Raw genomic sequence first — 15581 nt, forward strand, 5'->3', positions numbered from 1 at the left:
GCTGCCGAGGGATTCTCGGCAGCTTGGTAAAACAATGGCAACGATATTCAGTTATTTCTCACTGGTGGGCAGGTAAGCGACTTCCCGTTGTCATGCGGACCAAGTCCCATGATGTACGGTACCGCCACACGGCTCCACTCTACCGGATTCGGTGCCGTGTCCACATCTTCTGGTGAGCATGATTGGAGCATGGAAGTATCGATACTTCCTCCTGGATCAAGCGCCACTGCTGCCATTCCCTCAGGTAATTCGGCTGCCAATGATTGCGTCAATCCTTCGATGGCGAACTTCGATGCGCAGTACGGCGATAAAAATGCTTCCCCGTATCTTCCCCAGTATGAGCTGATATTTACGACGACTCCGCCATTTGCGTGCTGAACCATAAACGGTAAAAAGGCGCGAATTACATAGAAAACACCATTCACATTGATGTCCATCACTCTCGAAAACTCGCTTGCCGCAAGTCCAATGACTGGACTGTTCCGGTTTATAATGGAGGCATTGTTAATCAACAAATTGGGAACGCCCACCTCGGCTTTGATTTCCTCTGCCCACTTTTCCACCTGCTCCATTACAGAAACGTCGACGACAGAAAAATGATGCTGATCTCCGAATTGCTGACACAGTCCTTGCACCTCTTTTTCCGAACGACCGCAGCCTGCAACCGTCCAGCCTGCTTCGTGAAAACGCTCGACCATCGCCCTACCCAAACCACGTGTCACACCTGTAATCACTACCAGCTTGTTCATTTTCTCTCCTCCCCTATTATTACACTTATTAAACATTTTAGTATAATAATAAAAAGGAATCAATCCCAATAAATTTGAGTTTGGGCTGTAGTGTTGGGGAGGAAACAGGAGAAAACGCTCAGCTTCTAGGGCCACCCCCTGGGGGATTGACTGCACGACTCCATGCAAAAAGCGAAACCGCGTCCAAAGTGGTCCTTTCAGGATGTGTTTCAGAGGTGGACTGTTTCAGAATATTTCCAGACGTAGCGACTTGTGGAGTCCTACCGAGCGGAGAAGGGATTCGCGGGCAACAGAAACGCAACCGTGCCCATACGGCGTAGCGGCTACCACTTTTGCGTTTCCCCGCGAATCCCTTCGGAGCGGACAGTCTTAACCCTCAGATGGACGGAGCCTGGAGCCTAGACTGGAAATATTCTTCTCTTCACTACAGCCCCATTTCAAACGATTACTAACACCAAGTCTGTAAAAAAAGACGCCCGTTGCCGAGCGCCTCGTGATGTTTCATACTTCTTATTTGTAAGTGTCGTAAGCGTTGGTCAACAGGCCAGCGATTGTCGCCAGTTCGTTGTTCTCGATCTGATGACGCTCGACCATAGTCATGATTTTGCCATCTTTCATGATCGCGAAGGATGGGGAAGACGGTGCATAGCCTTCGAAATACTCACGTGCTTTTGCAGTCGCTTCCTTGTCTTGACCTGCGAATACAGTGAAGATGTTATCCGGCTTTGTAGCGTGATTCAAGGAATGTACAACTGCTGGACGAGCGAGTCCTGCTGCGCAGCCACAAACCGAGTTCACGACAACAAGTGTCAGGCCTTTTGCATTTGGCAGTGCTTGCTCTACTTCTTCAGCAGTGCGAAGCTCTTGAAAACCGTTGCGAGTCAACTCATCGCGCATCGGTTGAATTACTTGGCTCATATATGCTTCATAAGACATCATTGGGCAACCTCTCCTTTATATCACGTGTTCAACTTACTTATTATTATACCCCGACTACGCCTACCCGAGAAAGCAGGAGCTACACTTCCATCAAAATGGTAAGAATCATTGGATTACGGCCTGTCTTTTCGTAAATGAACGGCTTGATCACTTCATTAATCTGTGACTTCAGCTCAGACCATTCCTTTATTTTCTTATCCAATGCTTCTTGCAGACGCCCACGAACGAGCTGTGTCGCTTCCTGAATCAAGGATTCCGAACCGCGTACGTATACGAACCCGCGGCTCACGATATCTGGGCCCGTCAAAATTTTGAAGTTCTTCATATCCAGGCTGACAACTACAACCATCAAGCCATCCTCTGCCAAATGCTTGCGATCGCGCAGAACGATATTGCCGACGTCGCCAATACCACTGCCATCAATGAGGACAATCCCTGCTTGTACTTTGCTGAGCCACGCTTTTTCGCGGTTGCAATTCAGCACTTCGCCGTTGTCCATAATAAAGATGTTGCTCTCCTCGATCCCAACCTGTTGGGCCAGCTTGGAGTGAGTCTTGAGCATCCGGTATTCCCCATGAATCGGGATGAAATATTTCGGACGAATGAAGTTGAGCATGAGCTTCAATTCTTCACTGCTGCCATGTCCAGATGCGTGGATGTCAAATGCATGACTCAATACCACGTTGGCACCTGCACGGTACAGCTTGTCTATCGTGCGACTGACGTTGATTGTGTTCCCAGGAATCGGGGATGCGGAAATGATAACCGTATCTTCTGGATAAATGGAAACAGTACGGTGCGATCCGGAAGCAATCCGGGTCAACGCTGCCATCGGCTCACCTTGACTACCCGTGCAAATAATCAGCACTTGGTTGTCCGCGTAGTTGTCGATGTGCTTAATATCAATCAACATGCCCTCTGGCATTTGGATGTAACCCAGCTCTTGTCCAATCAAGAAAACCTTTTCCATACTGCGACCAATAACCGCCACTTTGCGATTGCATTGCTCGGCAGCGTCTACCACCTGTTGCAGGCGATGCACGTTGGAAGCAAAAGTAGCCAGGATGATGCGTCCACGCGCTTTGCGTACCACATCGAGAATCCCTTCCCCTACCGTTCTCTCCGACATCGTAAATCCAGGACGCTCACTGTTCGTACTGTCGGACAAAAGCGCCAAGACGTCTCCGCTCGCACCAATGCGTGCAATTTTTCCGTACTCCGTTGTTTGTCCGACTGGTGTCATGTCAAACTTGAAGTCACCCGTGTGAATGACCATTCCCTCTGGTGTATAGAGCACAACTCCCAGGGAATCCGGAATACTGTGGTTCGTACGGAAGAATGTCGCCTTCAGCTTGGCAAAAGGAATTTCCGTATCTTCCGAAATTGGAATCAGCTTCACTTCATTTTGCAAACGGTGCTCTTCCAGCTTCGCCTTGACCAAGCCCAGGGTCAGACGACCACCGTAAATCGGCACCTTGATTTGCCGTAAAATATAAGGAATCGCTCCGATGTGATCCTCATGTCCGTGCGTCAACAAAAGTGCTTTTATCTTATGCTGGTTGTCCTTCAGATAAGAAATATCCGGGATAACCAGATCAATACCAAACATTTCATTCTCGGGGAACTTTACCCCGCAGTCAATAATGATGATTTCGTCCTCATACTCGACGCAGTACATATTTTTTCCGATCTCGCCGAGGCCGCCCATCGCGAAAATCTTAACGTCGCTCAATCTCTTTCCTCCTAACATCGTCGTGCATGATTATGGGAACCCGAACCAAGCATGCCATTCTTATTATATCACAACGTAAGACGTTCGTTTCACACAGTCTTGTCTATTCCACACATTCATCTTTGGTCAATAATCGAATACTGATACTCCAAATCAGTAACTCTTTCATCGGTAACGACACTGGCTCTCGCCCAGAAGTCGTGCTTTGCATAGGAATCGCCCGTCCATACCTCCGTAATTGCTCCTGAAGAGAGCTTTAGTGGTACGGCTTCGACTTCTTTTAATACGGCGCCACTTTTGTTTTGCAATCGCAGTTTCAAATCAATCTCCAACGGCTGATCCGATTGATTCCGTACCAGGATCAGACTTGAATACGGATACCCGGCACAATTTTTGGTACAGTCTTGTTTGCTGTATACGATGGCGAGATCAATAGGCTTCTCATTGTCCATCTTCGCCGCTTTCCACTGGTCTTTTGCTTTTTGTACGACGGTGACGTACTCCGCTTTTTTCAAAAAGGGCCCCATGCCTAAAAAGGCAGCAGCAAAAAAGCTAAACAAACCAAAGGCTGTGCATAGAAAAACGAGGTTCATTTTCCAAAACTGTTTTCTCATCATGATCAAAAAGACAATATACATGAGGATACAAACAAACACCAACAGGATACAAAAGTATAAAAATACCTCCAAGTCGGACTCCGTGGGTAACACCGGAATGCCATAATTCATTTGCCAATGTACATTCGCAGCGAAACAGCCTCCGTAAATCAATACGGCAGAAGCAATCGTGAGCCCCCATTTTTTCCAGAAAGGAGGTTTTTGAAAAATTGCTGCAAGAACCCCCACCAAAATAGGAAGGCCAAATAAGGGAATGAGCAAGTAATGCATTGGAAACCTCCCGCACTTCATTGTCATTATTTTCTACGAATGATATGCCGAAAAGTCTTCAAAATACATGGCAAACCATTTCGAAAAGGAGAGGGATAAGCAAGTGCAAGCCGCTCGTCGCCTATTTCGTTATCGGAACATGATGCCCCTTCTCTCCACTGTACTTTTCCTGTTCCTCTTTCAGCCGTTCCCTAGCTATGCCCAGCCTCCTTATGCAAAATGGGGCAGGCTCGCGATGCAGGAAACGATGAAGCGATATCCAAACGCTCAAATTGTGGACTACCTACATGTCGGACGAAAACAAAAAACGCCCACCACGTCGGAAGAGACGTTTAAGCTCTTGCTTCAAGAAGGCAATCGCAGGTGGGCGTTACTCGTTCATATTGAATTCGTGAATCAGACAGAAGAAGTCGTAACCATCTCCTATGAGGAGACTCACTAGTCAGCGAGCTGTTCCATCTCTTTCATCATGACTTCCATGTCCATGTCAGCTGCCATCCCGTACGCGCGGCGCATGTTTCCATCTCCATCCACAAGGAACATGCGAGCCGTATGGGCATAAGAACCATCTGGCTGCTTCATGACCATCAGACCAAAATCCTTCGTCACTTTCTCTACAGCCTGAGCGTCCCCGCGCAGGAACTTCCAGCCGCTCTGATCTGCCTTGAACTTGGCTGCGTACTCCTGCAAGACTTCCGGCGTATCGTTATCAGGGTCAAAGGAAATGGAGATAAACTCTACTTTGTCTCCGAACAGTCCCTTTTCCTTCAACTGATCTTGCAGCTTGGCCATGTTGTACGTAGTCGCTGGACAAATATCCGGACACTTGGTAAACATAAACTCCACCAGTCGTACTTTGCCAGCACTTTCATTAAATGTATAGGTTGCTCCGGCACTGTTGTCCAAGGTGAAGTCCGCGATAGGCTTCAACACTTCGATCTTCTCTTCTGTCATATACTTATAACCAAATACTCCGACGATAGCCAAAAGGATAATGCCAGCTAACACAGGAAACCAATGTTTTTTCATCGCAGATTCCTGCTGCAATTGTGTTCCTTCACTCACGGGTTGCTTCCTCCCTGCTTGTCCCATGCGAGATGCCTCCTGATTACACACGGGAGGCATTCACACTGTTTCTATCACTTCTTACTGTTCCACTTCACCCGGCCATGCGAGCATGCCGCCAACCATATTCGCCACGTCATACCCTTGTGCACTCAAATACTCTGTAGCTGTATTGCTTCTGGCACCACTACGGCAAACCATCACAATCGGAATGTTCTTATCCAGCTCATCGATACGGTGCGGCAAAAAGCCGAGTGGGATCAACTTTGCCTCTTTGATATGACCTGCATTCCACTCATCGACTTCACGTACATCAATGACTTGCAGCTCCTCTTTGGCTTCCAGCTTTTCCAACAGCTCTTGTGGTGTCATTTCCTTTACTCCATGGCTCATCGCTATTTATCCTCCTATATGTACGATCAGATCAGTTGTAACCACCTCCATGATATCACACGCTTTTTTACTTTTCTAACGCGAAGAGCACTTGGCTTCACCATACATCCATGCTCCCTTTTTTCTACCATTATCTCCTATTTCGCTGCGGCAGTAGCCACACGGGATGTGAACAGCTTGAGGCAAAAGCGTTACAAATTAATGGCATGAGTGAACACCTTTCATCTATATATACATAAAAACCTCCCTGATAACTTACTATTATGCGTTGACAGCGAGGGGATATTTTCATACAATTACGACAACAACTTTTCTCATCAAGAGCGGTGGAGGGACAGGCCCTACGAAACCCGGCAACCAGCAGACTAGCTGCATGGTGCCAATTCCTGCAGAATCCAGTGATTCTGAGAGATGAACACAAGCCCGTGCATGATCGGAGCCTTCTTCTTCTCAGGAGAATGCTCCGTTTTTTATTAGCCGATTTCCCATAGTAAAAGGAGAGATGGACATGTCCGATCAACAACAATGGAAGCCAGAAACACTTGCGGTACACGGTGGACAGGAGGTTGACCCTGTAACAGGCTCACGTGCTGTTCCGATCTATCAGACGACCTCCTACGTTTTCCGTGATACGGAGCATGCTGCCAACCTGTTTGGCTTAAAAGAGTTTGGGAACATCTATACACGCATCATGAATCCGACACAGGATGTGTTTGAGAAGCGTGTTGCCCTGCTCGAAGGTGGTGTTGGCGCACTCGCGACCGCATCCGGGCAAGCTGCCATTACATTCGCCATCTTAAATATTGCGCATGCAGGAGACGAGATCGTCGCTTCCAGCAGCCTCTACGGCGGTACCTACAACCTGTTCGCCCACACTCTTCCCCGCCTCGGTATCAAGGTTCATTTTGCTGATCAATCCAATCCGGAAAATTTCCGTACCTATATCAATGAAAAGACAAAAGCCGTGTTCTGCGAGACGATCGGCAATCCGCGCATTGATGTCGCTGATATTGAGGCGATCGCCAATATTGCCCACGAAAATGGCGTGCCTTTGATCGTGGACAACACCTTCGCGACTCCGATTTTGTGCCGTCCTTTTGAGCACGGGGCCGATATTGTCGTTCACTCCACCACCAAATTCATCGGCGGCCACGGAACAGCAATTGGCGGTATCATCGTAGACTCTGGAAAATTCGACTGGAGCAACGGAAAATTCCCAGGTCTGACTACACCAGATCCAAGCTACCATGGCGTCGTCTATACAGAGGCAGTCGGTCCACTCGCCTATATTATCAAGGCGCGTGTCCAGCTCCAGCGCGATATCGGAGCGGCTGTTGCCCCAATCAACTCCTTCTTGTTCCTACAAGGATTAGAAACACTGCATCTGCGCATCGAGCGGCATAGCCAGAACGCCTTGGCAGTAGCCCAATTCCTCACCAATCACTCTGCCGTAGAGTGGGTGAGTTATCCGGGGCTGGAGTCAGACTCCCAGCATGAATTGGCACAAAAATATTTGCCAAAAGGTGCTGGCGCGATCCTGACCTTTGGAATTCGCGGTGGCGTTGAGGCAGGAAAAACATTGATCGAATCAGTGAAGCTGTTCTCCCATCTCGCAAATGTCGGGGACTCCAAGTCACTCATCATTCATCCAGCTAGCACAACACATCAGCAGATGACAGAAGAAGAGCAGGCAGCAGCCGGAGTGACTCCGGGACTTATTCGCCTCTCCGTCGGCACAGAATCGATCGACGATATCATCTCTGATCTGGAGCAAGCCCTGCAGCGTGCGTTGCAATTATCCACGGTAGGTTAACCATACCTTTACAAGGAAAGAAGAATCACGTGATCTCTTTGGATAGAGATTTGTGATTCTTCTTTTACTTTTTTATTTTAATTCGAAAATAATTGAATTTTTCGTTCGATATTTTTATAATACTATCATTCAAGAAAATTTTGGGAGAGTGGATATACGTGAAAGTTTTGAACATCGGAAGTGAACGGACAACGTATCGCGTGGAGATCTCGTATTCTCCTTTATTCGAAGCTGCCTTGGGAATCGCTGCCGCTACCTACGATCAATTGCATCACACGATGGAACACCCTCCTGCCTACTGGCGTCAACTATTGGACGAGCTGTCACCCTCTGTACAGCAAGAGGTCAACTATGCGAAGGAGCACAACACGTGGAAGACGCTTTTGCAACTGCTCGATCTTTGCCCTTTCGCTGATCTGGATTCCTTTCTCTCGTATGTCAGAGAACTCTCAACAGAACAGCTCCGATACGAGGCCCTCCCTTATCTCGGTGAAAATATGCAGGAAGCACGGCGGAAGGCTGCACAAGGAAACAAGGATGATTGCGCCGCTTTGCAGGAAGTGTGCCGCGCGCATCTCTTTTTTGAAGCGTATATCGAACATATTACTTCCGTTGATGCAGAAGAGCTACGTAGTCATATTCTCCGATTGATGGAAGGCTGGTATACCACTCATATCAAGCCGCGTGAGGAAGAAGTCGTTCGCATGCTAGAACGGGATTGGTCGCAAAAGCAAAGCAAGCTAGGAAAGCTCAACCCGGAAGCCTTGGTGGAGTATGCAACGGGATCGAGCTACCTCCCAGAGCCTACCGTGACACGCGTACTGCTGATTCCACAAGCGATCTATCGCCCGTGGACCGTACAGGCCGATGCTGTCGGGACGAAAATTTTTTATTACCCTGTTGCCGACGAAAATTTGCACGATGCTGTAGATCCTAATCAGCCACCTCCTTCACTGGTACAAGCCTTAAAAGCACTCGGTGATGAGCACAGGCTGCGCATGGTCAAAATGCTGGCGGAAAAGGACCTAAGCCTGCAAGAGATAACAGATCAACTCTCCATGGCGAAATCGACAGTGCACCATCACCTGTCCATGCTGCGGTCTGCCCATCTCGTTGAAACAGCAGGCTCCCGTTACAGACTCCGCCGTCATACGCTGGACAAGCTCCCGCTGATGTGGGATGAATTCCTGGACAGGAGCAACCCATGAACCAAACCGCGGTACAAGCCTCTGTCTGGCAGCAGCGTTCTTATCGTTGGATTCTTTTCGGTCAGCTCATTTCAGAACTCGGCTCCTCACTCGGTACCCTGGCCAATAGCTGGTTAATCTATCAGGCAACAGGCTCACAAGCTGCGGTCGGACAGATGTGGCTGCTGTATTTCTTGCCGTCGCTCGCTATTCAATTGGTAGCTGGACCGTACATCGATCGATTCGACAAGAAGCGTGTTATGATTTTTTCTCAATGGATGCGAGCTGCTGCGTTTTGTTTGTCCTTTGCGGTCATTACTTCCGGGACAGAATCGCTTTGGCCGTTGTATTTCACTGCCTTGATCAACGGTCTCGTTCAACCACTGTATGTACCAGCCAGCCAGTCGCTCCTCCCTGCTCTGGTCAAAAGAGAGCAGCTCCTCCAAGCCAATGCCTATTTGGATAGTGTCTTACGAATTGCCTTGATTACAGGACCTCCTTTGGGCGGGATTCTCGTGGCGAGTATCGGCGGTGAGTCAGTACTCGCATTAGTCGCGATCAGCTATGCACTCAGCGGATTTTTTCTGGTTCTTTGTCCAATCGCCCCAGCGGATACCGCCAACAAGAAGCAATCGTGGTTTGTCATGTTTAAGGCTGGTCTTGCGATTTTTTGGGAGAAGCCCCTTCTGCTCTGGCTTGGCCTGTACTCGGCTCTCGTCCAATTTGCTGTCGGCGTCACACTCGTACTAAACCTGCCTTTTGTAGCCGGCGAGCTGCAAGGCACCTCGTTTCATGTAGGCTTGTTTTTGGCTGGTTATCCGTTGGGATATTTCTTCGGCTCCTTGCTCGTGCCACGCTTCCGTAGCAGCCTTGGACAGCCCCTGATCATGTTGGGATCACTGGTATTAGGTGGCTTAAGCTTTGTTGCGATAGGCTTTACCCATGACATCTGGCTCGCAATCACTATCGAACTACTGGCTGGTCTGTTTGCTCCCTTTTTCCAAGTACATAGCACAAGCCTATATCAGCTTCACGTTCCTTCCGAGCTAATAGGGCGTGTATTGTCTGTCCGCCTGCTCATCGTGCGTGCGACGATGCCCGTCGGTATTTGGCTTGGCGGACAGCTAAGCGATCAGGTAGGGATTCGCCCGCTTTACATCTCTGTAGGTGCCGTCATCGTGCTCGCAGCGCTTACGGGAATACTATTTCGAAAATTTGTAACTAACAGGATATTCCATATATAATAAAAACCGTATGACTCCTAAATTTTGAATGGGAAAAGGAGAATTTTCATGACTCATCCGACATTGGATAACCTTCAGCATGCTATCAGCAGCGTCATCGTGGGCAAAGAAAGTCAGATCCGCCTATTGGTAACGGCCTTGCTCGCCCGTGGTCACGTATTGCTGGAGGATTTGCCCGGAATGGGAAAAACCGTGCTTGCCAAAACATTGGCGCAAGCGATTGGCGGCTCTTACAACCGCCTGCAATTTACTGCGGATCTACTGCCATCTGATGTCGTCGGTCTACACGTATTCAATCAACGCACAAGTGAATTCGAACTGCGCAAGGGACCTGTTTTTGCGGATGTCTTGCTCGCAGATGAAATAAACCGGGCCACTCCCAGGACTCAATCTGGCTTGCTGGAATGCATGGAGGAACGTCAGGTCACGATCGAAGGCGTCACCCTGCCACTTCCATCGACCATGCTGGTCATTGCTACCCAAAACCCGATTGAATCGGAAGGAACCTATCCGCTACCAGAAGCACAATTGGACCGCTTCCTTTTCAAGCTGTCTCTTGGTTACGGTACGCGTGAGGATGCCAAAGAAATTTTGCGGAGATTCCGCAGTGCCTCCCCATTAGAGGCCGTCGAGCCGGTCATCACTGTCGACCAAATTGCGGCTCTGCAACGCGAGGTCACGACCGTTCACGTCAGCCAACCAGTGGAAGACTATGTCATCGATCTGACGGAAGCGACTCGACAGCATCGCTCTGTTGAGGTGGGCATCAGTCCGCGCGCCATGCTCGCCCTGTTGCGATCCGCCCAGGCTTACGCGTTCGTTTCCGGTCGTACTTATGTCTTGCCAGATGATGTAAAAGTGGTGTTTCCAAGTCTGGCAGCTCACCGCATTCGCCTCTCCATGGAAGCAGAGCTGCATGTGACGGAGCAGGAAGTCGTGGAGCAAATCTTGACTAGCGTTCCCGCTCCCGTCGAAGAAAGCGTGTAGCGCTATGATCACCAAGCAAACCTTTCACGTAATCGGTTTTGTCTTGCTGCTCTTCGCCGTATTTTCCGGCCACTGGTTTTTCTTTCTGTTTGGGGGCTTTTTCTTTTTTCTGCCCGCTGCACAAGACTGGTGGGTTAAGTCCATGTCTAAATGGGTGTCGCTCGAATGGTCCAGTGACCAAACGCGCGTCCTGTCAGGGACACCCGTGCACATTACAGTTCGCTTGCACAATCGTTCGTGGCTGCCTTTGCCTGCTACCTGGCTTCGCTTCACACTGCCGGAGCATGTCTCGGTGGAAGGCGCAGACGAGGTGCGAATCCTCAATCATCGGACGAGCGTTCGCCTGCGGTTTGATCTGCCTATGCGACAAAGTGCCACACGCACCTTGATTCTCATCCCGACCAAGCGAGGCACGGTCTGGCTGACGGATGTTCAATCCGAGACATTGCCGTTATTGGGCGAGGAGCCTACCGCTATGACATTGTCGATTTCCTTTTCCTTGCTGGTCTATCCGCTGCCTCTTGCTCTTTCTCCCGTCGTGCTCGCTGAAACGGAACCGGACGGGAATCGGTTTTCTCGTCAGCGCCAACAGGATGATGTCACTTTTCAGCGTGGCATTCGGTCGTACATGCCAGGCGACCGTTTCAAGCACATCCATTGGAAGGCAACCGCCAAAACAGGTTCACTGGAGACGCGTCTTTTCGAGTATACAGCCCATCCGAACTGGCGAATCGTCGGGCATATCCTGCCCTCCTATGAACCGATGATGCAAAAGTATAACGATACCACCAATGAACGGACGATTTCCTGTCTTGCGGCTTTGGCTGGCCTGTGCAGGAAAAAATCGGTCGGATACGAGCTGTACCTTACCGTGAAGCAACGAGGACGTGAACATTTTCATTTGCCTGCGGGAAGTGGCAAGGCGCACCACCTGCACGTCATGACTCAACTGGCGCAAATCCATCATTTTGTGACAACGCCACTGACGACTGTTCTTCGCCGGTTAGAGGGAGCATATGGGAAGGAAGCCATTCTCATTGTGACACCACGAATGGATCCATCTGTACAAGCCTCGGCGGAGCGCCTTGTTCAACGTGGTCATCAGGTTGCGGTGCTGGATGTTTCTTCTGACCCTGTCACCATCCAGCGTTTTGAGCATGCTCGCTTGAAAAAAAGGAGCGTGATGATGGGATGACACTCTCCTTGATGGGCCGCTGGACGCTCGCGTTTTGGCTGGAGGCCATGCTGACGGGCATTTTCCTGATCTTGTTTGGGTATATGACAGCAGACTTTGGTCAGCTGCTCTCGTTTTGCCTAGTCGCAGCGATCCTGCTCATGGCGGGGAGCTGGCTGTACCATAGTGGTGGCGGTCGCTTTATGCTCCACCTGTTGCTGTATCCCCTTGTGTTTGTCATAGGAATGGGCAGCTTCTATCTCTACGATTCCTGGCTCATTGCGCTTATACTGGCTGCTGTTTATTTTTGGAGAGTACAAAGTGCTGCATCAGAAGGCTATCGACATGACAGTCTGCAACGCAGATTTGTTCTGGCGTTGATTGCGGGTCTGATACAGCTCGTGTTAGCAGTACTTTACACCTCCATCGTTGACCCGGGTTCCTATTCGCTCGCAGCCTCTTTTTCCATGCTCGTCCTCATTACTCTCAGCTATATTTTAGTGGCGATTGTGTCGTTCGTGCTGCGGGAAGGATCACTTTCTACGAGGCTGCCTGCTCGCATTAGCTTGCTACTAGGCAGTCAAGTGCTAGGCACTCGTTTTCTTTTGATCGCAGGTTATTTGGCTGTCGGTTCTATCGTACTTGGCCTCATCTATTGGATCTGGAGTTGGATAAAAGGACCTGTTAGCGCTGGACTGTATACTCTCTTTGAGCCTGTGCTTATTTTCATTGTGGAATTGTTTGAACGTTTGTACGAGAGGGCGAACCAAAAACAGGCAGGCATGAAGGTACTCATGGAAAGTACAGGGCAAAAAGCAGATAATCCCGCGGTACAGATACAGCTCGGAGAATCACTCTTTTCTGTTCTGCAGCCATACTTAATCATTGCCTTTATCCTCACCTGTGTGATCCTACTCGGCCGATACATATGGAAAAAGCGCTTCAAGGGGACGATTACGCGGGAAAAAGAAGTGGCGGCTGCACAAAACACTGTGTTAACCACTGTTCCCCCCTCTTCCAGTAAAGAAAGTGCTGAGGAGGACTCTGCTAAATGGTTCAAACAGCCCGTTGGCCCAGAGAATGATCCCACCAGGTACGCCTACTATCAATTTCTCGTCCTCATGGAGAAGCAAGGGATGCCAATCGAGTTGCATGAGACACCCCAAGAGTTTTTCAATCGCCTGCGCGAAATGTCCTTGCTAGATGCAGGCCAGCTAGATGCAGTCGCTCGTATCACCCGTTACTATCAGCAATATCGTTATCAGGAGCAGTCGCTTCCCGAAGCGGATTTGACAGTGATGCAGCAAGCCGTGCAGACGCTCGGCTCTCGTTTTCCCGAAACGTAATACCGTTCCACAACCACGTGCTACCCGTTAGCCGTGGTTGTTTTCTTTTTCTCTTGACATCGAGATGCCCCTCCGGCATAATTTCTTCAATTTTGCCCACTCCCAAATTGAATTCACCAAATGGTTAATTGAACAAGAAAGGAGGATGCTCGGTGCAAGATTTACCTGACTGGCTGCGTAAGCATCTTCATGTCGCATACATACCCGGCTATGAGTTTTTCTTGAGTCTCCACGTGCTTGCCAAGCCGGAGCATCACACCTCCCGCTTGCATTGGGCGGAGGAGTTGCTCACTGCTTTACCTGCCCCGCTCTTGAAAAAGCTTCACTATTTTAGTTCCATGTCTAATCAGTTTCTCGATGCCATGGACTTTCTGGCACCTTGGGAGGAGTGCTTTGAGCATTCTGTTGAGGCTGCATTGGAGCGTGTACAGGCGATGGATGCTGGTGAGTTTGCCCAGCTCATGATCGGTCCTGTCTATCATCCCAGACAACTTCAAGCTTGGATGCAAGGACGTACAGACGAGATTTTTGATGAGCTGAAACCGGAGCATCGGGAACTTTTGCGCCATCCACTCTCGACAAAGCGCAGTTTTCTGGAGTTTTGCTACGACTACCTGCCTATTTTCCAGACAGAAGAACGGCGGATTGAACCATGGCTCGTCCGCGCTGTACACGAAGCACAAGAGCAGATCAAGCTTGATCCGATTTCGTTTTTGTCGCAGGTACACCCGCGCTTGAAGGTGCATGAAGACTTCTTGCAATTTCATAAAGCAAAAACGTACACATTTGGCTATTCGGAGCTGGCTCGTATCCATTTGCGTGTCTCTACTTTTGTCTCGCCGCATTTGTTGCTCGGCATTTACGATGACCACATCTCGGTGGGCTTATCTGTTGACGTTCCCGGCACCAGATCCACCTCGGTGATTCCCACTGACTTCATCAACAAAATGAAGGTGTTCAGTGATCCGACGCGGACGGCGATTCTCAAATCGTTATTGGCTCATCCTTACTGCACGCAGCAGTTGGCTGACCTGCATAACATCAGTGAGCCTGCCGTCAACAAGCACTTGAATCTGTTGGTAGACACAGGCTTTATCTGGAGTGAACGACGGGGACGGTATGTGTTTTACCGCGCGATTGCATCACGGCTGGAACAACTCGCCGTCGATCTGCATGAATTCATCGACATGCCTGTTCCCGGACTTGTCTCTCCACCTGCTTCATCACATCCCCCAGAACGGAGGAAATAACGTGTTTCATGTCGCCAAAGCTACCTTTATTCGCAATACCCGCGTAATGATTCGTGCCTATCCGTGGTCGTTTGTCATCGGCCACATTTTTTCCGGGGTATATACGGTGCTGTTCGCCTTCTTCGCCTATCACTATGTATTTGCCGGGCAGTTGGACGAGAATTTTGCACTTCTCACCGGCTCGTCCGATTACTTGTCGTACGCCATCCTCGGCGGAGCTTTTTATGCGTTTGCTGTCTCGACCTTGATGAATGTCAGCCGCTCACTCATTACGGAGCTACGGGAAGGAACCTTGGAGGCGGTTTTGCTCACTCCTTCCTTGCGCAGGGGGTACTTTTTGGGGAATGTAGCCCAACAACTCATGCGTACTTTGTTCGAATTTTCGGTGATTGTGCTTGTAGGGGCGTTGTTCGGACTCACGCTCTCTCATACGAACGTATGGAGCGCCATCCTTGTCTGGATATTGTCTACAGGGGCTTTCTTTTGCCAGGCGCTCGTATTGGGCAGTCTCATGCTTTGGTTCCGCGATACGTACATCACACAAAACACGCTGTTTGCCGTGATGGCCTTTGTCAGTGGGGTGACGTTTCCGATTCCGTATTTGCCTGAATGGCTGCAACCGTTCGGTCTCATCATGCCGCTCGCGCCTGCGCTGGATGCTTTTCGGCAATGCGTGATTCAAGGAGCGCCGCTGCATGCTGTTTCCCCACAGCTGTTGCATATGGCAGCCCTGTCCCTCGTCTATCTCGTCATCGGGATGTGGGGTATACGTCGGATGGAAAAACGCGTCATGGAATCGATTTTTGGATAACGAG

General features: G+C 49.6%; 15 protein-coding genes and 1 riboswitch. Of the genes, 9 read left to right on the plus strand and 6 right to left on the minus strand.

Annotated features, from left to right (window positions below; translation table 11 throughout):
- Window positions 1–47: 47 nt before the first annotated feature.
- The 4 genes from ACM6JA_RS05440 to ACM6JA_RS05455 all read right to left on the minus strand — a co-directional run bounded on the left by ACM6JA_RS05440 (window position 48) and on the right by ACM6JA_RS05455 (window position 4307).
- Window positions 48–749 (minus strand): SDR family oxidoreductase, encoded by a 702-nt coding sequence (locus tag ACM6JA_RS05440; protein ID WP_414851492.1) that lies wholly within the window; start codon window positions 747–749, stop codon window positions 48–50.
- A gap of 510 nt (window positions 750–1259) precedes the next feature.
- Window positions 1260–1688: a BrxA/BrxB family bacilliredoxin gene (locus ACM6JA_RS05445; protein WP_007721164.1), complete on the minus strand. Its 429-nt coding sequence runs from the start codon at window positions 1686–1688 to the stop codon at window positions 1260–1262.
- Between the two features lie 79 nt (window positions 1689–1767).
- The gene (gene rnjA / locus ACM6JA_RS05450) at window positions 1768–3438 is read right to left on the minus strand and encodes a ribonuclease J1 (RefSeq protein ID WP_039960600.1); all 1671 of its coding nucleotides are present in this window, start codon (window positions 3436–3438) and stop codon (window positions 1768–1770) included.
- Between the two features lie 98 nt (window positions 3439–3536).
- The gene (locus ACM6JA_RS05455; RefSeq protein ID WP_414851493.1) at window positions 3537–4307 is read right to left on the minus strand and encodes a hypothetical protein; all 771 of its coding nucleotides are present in this window, start codon (window positions 4305–4307) and stop codon (window positions 3537–3539) included.
- 67 nt (window positions 4308–4374) lie between these two features.
- Between ACM6JA_RS05455 and ACM6JA_RS05460 the strand changes: the two genes are divergently transcribed.
- The gene (locus ACM6JA_RS05460; protein ID WP_414851494.1) at window positions 4375–4749 is read left to right on the plus strand and encodes a YqzG/YhdC family protein; all 375 of its coding nucleotides are present in this window, start codon (window positions 4375–4377) and stop codon (window positions 4747–4749) included.
- On the opposite strand, the gene ACM6JA_RS05465 is transcribed toward ACM6JA_RS05460, so the two are convergent.
- Both ACM6JA_RS05465 and ACM6JA_RS05470 read right to left on the minus strand, forming a co-directional pair.
- On the minus strand, window positions 4746–5372 hold the full coding sequence (locus ACM6JA_RS05465) for an SCO family protein (RefSeq protein ID WP_414851495.1): 627 nt from the start codon (window positions 5370–5372) through the stop codon (window positions 4746–4748). The two genes, ACM6JA_RS05460 and ACM6JA_RS05465, sit on opposite strands and share 4 nt — an antisense overlap.
- Window positions 5373–5453: 81 nt before the next feature.
- Complete coding sequence (locus ACM6JA_RS05470) at window positions 5454–5765, minus strand: rhodanese-like domain-containing protein (protein ID WP_007721173.1); 312 nt, start codon at window positions 5763–5765, stop codon at window positions 5454–5456.
- A 311-nt stretch (window positions 5766–6076) separates the two neighbouring features.
- A riboswitch (SAM riboswitch) is annotated at window positions 6077–6183 on the plus strand.
- A gap of 90 nt (window positions 6184–6273) precedes the next feature.
- On the opposite strand from ACM6JA_RS05470, the gene ACM6JA_RS05475 reads away from it, so the two are divergent.
- The 8 genes from ACM6JA_RS05475 to ACM6JA_RS05510 all read left to right on the plus strand — a co-directional run bounded on the left by ACM6JA_RS05475 (window position 6274) and on the right by ACM6JA_RS05510 (window position 15577).
- Complete coding sequence (locus ACM6JA_RS05475; protein ID WP_414851496.1) at window positions 6274–7578, plus strand: homocysteine synthase; 1305 nt, start codon at window positions 6274–6276, stop codon at window positions 7576–7578.
- A 158-nt stretch (window positions 7579–7736) separates the two neighbouring features.
- Entirely contained in the window at window positions 7737–8786 is a 1050-nt protein-coding gene (locus tag ACM6JA_RS05480; RefSeq protein ID WP_414851497.1) for an ArsR/SmtB family transcription factor, read from the plus strand.
- A complete protein-coding gene (locus ACM6JA_RS05485; protein WP_414851498.1) occupies window positions 8783–10009 on the plus strand; it encodes an MFS transporter in 1227 nt (408 codons plus the stop codon). Before ACM6JA_RS05480 ends, ACM6JA_RS05485 begins: the two co-directional genes overlap by 4 nt.
- 48 nt (window positions 10010–10057) lie before the next feature.
- The gene (locus ACM6JA_RS05490; protein ID WP_414851499.1) at window positions 10058–10996 is read left to right on the plus strand and encodes an AAA family ATPase; all 939 of its coding nucleotides are present in this window, start codon (window positions 10058–10060) and stop codon (window positions 10994–10996) included.
- 4 nt (window positions 10997–11000) lie between these two features.
- The gene (locus tag ACM6JA_RS05495) at window positions 11001–12191 is read left to right on the plus strand and encodes a DUF58 domain-containing protein (protein ID WP_414851500.1); all 1191 of its coding nucleotides are present in this window, start codon (window positions 11001–11003) and stop codon (window positions 12189–12191) included.
- Window positions 12188–13516 (plus strand): DUF4129 domain-containing protein, encoded by a 1329-nt coding sequence (locus ACM6JA_RS05500; RefSeq protein WP_414851501.1) that lies wholly within the window; start codon window positions 12188–12190, stop codon window positions 13514–13516. Before ACM6JA_RS05495 ends, ACM6JA_RS05500 begins: the two co-directional genes overlap by 4 nt.
- Before the next feature lie 152 nt (window positions 13517–13668).
- Window positions 13669–14766 carry an ArsR/SmtB family transcription factor gene (locus ACM6JA_RS05505; RefSeq protein WP_414851502.1) on the plus strand — a complete coding sequence of 366 codons (1098 nt, stop codon included), beginning with the start codon at window positions 13669–13671 and terminating at the stop codon, window positions 14764–14766.
- A 1-nt stretch (window position 14767) separates the two neighbouring features.
- Entirely contained in the window at window positions 14768–15577 is an 810-nt protein-coding gene (locus ACM6JA_RS05510; RefSeq protein ID WP_414851503.1) for an ABC transporter permease, read from the plus strand.
- Window positions 15578–15581: the final 4 nt, after the last annotated feature.

The organism is Brevibacillus sp. IT-7CA2, from assembly GCF_949767855.1.
GTDB lineage: Bacteria > Bacillota > Bacilli > Brevibacillales > Brevibacillaceae > Brevibacillus.

Coding starts and splice junctions, on each gene's coding strand:
- ACM6JA_RS05440 (WP_414851492.1), bottom strand. CDS start 749: ATGAACAAGCTGGTAGTGATTACAGGTGTGACACGTGGTTTGGGTAGG.
- ACM6JA_RS05445 (WP_007721164.1), bottom strand. CDS start 1,688: ATGATGTCTTATGAAGCATATATGAGCCAAGTAATTCAACCGATGCGC.
- rnjA (WP_039960600.1), bottom strand. CDS start 3,438: ATGTTAGGAGGAAAGAGATTGAGCGACGTTAAGATTTTCGCGATGGGC.
- ACM6JA_RS05455 (WP_414851493.1), bottom strand. CDS start 4,307: ATGCATTACTTGCTCATTCCCTTATTTGGCCTTCCTATTTTGGTGGGG.
- ACM6JA_RS05460 (WP_414851494.1), top strand. CDS start 4,375: ATGGCAAACCATTTCGAAAAGGAGAGGGATAAGCAAGTGCAAGCCGCT.
- ACM6JA_RS05470 (WP_007721173.1), bottom strand. CDS start 5,765: ATGAGCCATGGAGTAAAGGAAATGACACCACAAGAGCTGTTGGAAAAG.
- ACM6JA_RS05475 (WP_414851496.1), top strand. CDS start 6,274: ATGTCCGATCAACAACAATGGAAGCCAGAAACACTTGCGGTACACGGT.
- ACM6JA_RS05485 (WP_414851498.1), top strand. CDS start 8,783: ATGAACCAAACCGCGGTACAAGCCTCTGTCTGGCAGCAGCGTTCTTAT.
- ACM6JA_RS05490 (WP_414851499.1), top strand. CDS start 10,058: ATGACTCATCCGACATTGGATAACCTTCAGCATGCTATCAGCAGCGTC.
- ACM6JA_RS05495 (WP_414851500.1), top strand. CDS start 11,001: ATGATCACCAAGCAAACCTTTCACGTAATCGGTTTTGTCTTGCTGCTC.
- ACM6JA_RS05500 (WP_414851501.1), top strand. CDS start 12,188: ATGACACTCTCCTTGATGGGCCGCTGGACGCTCGCGTTTTGGCTGGAG.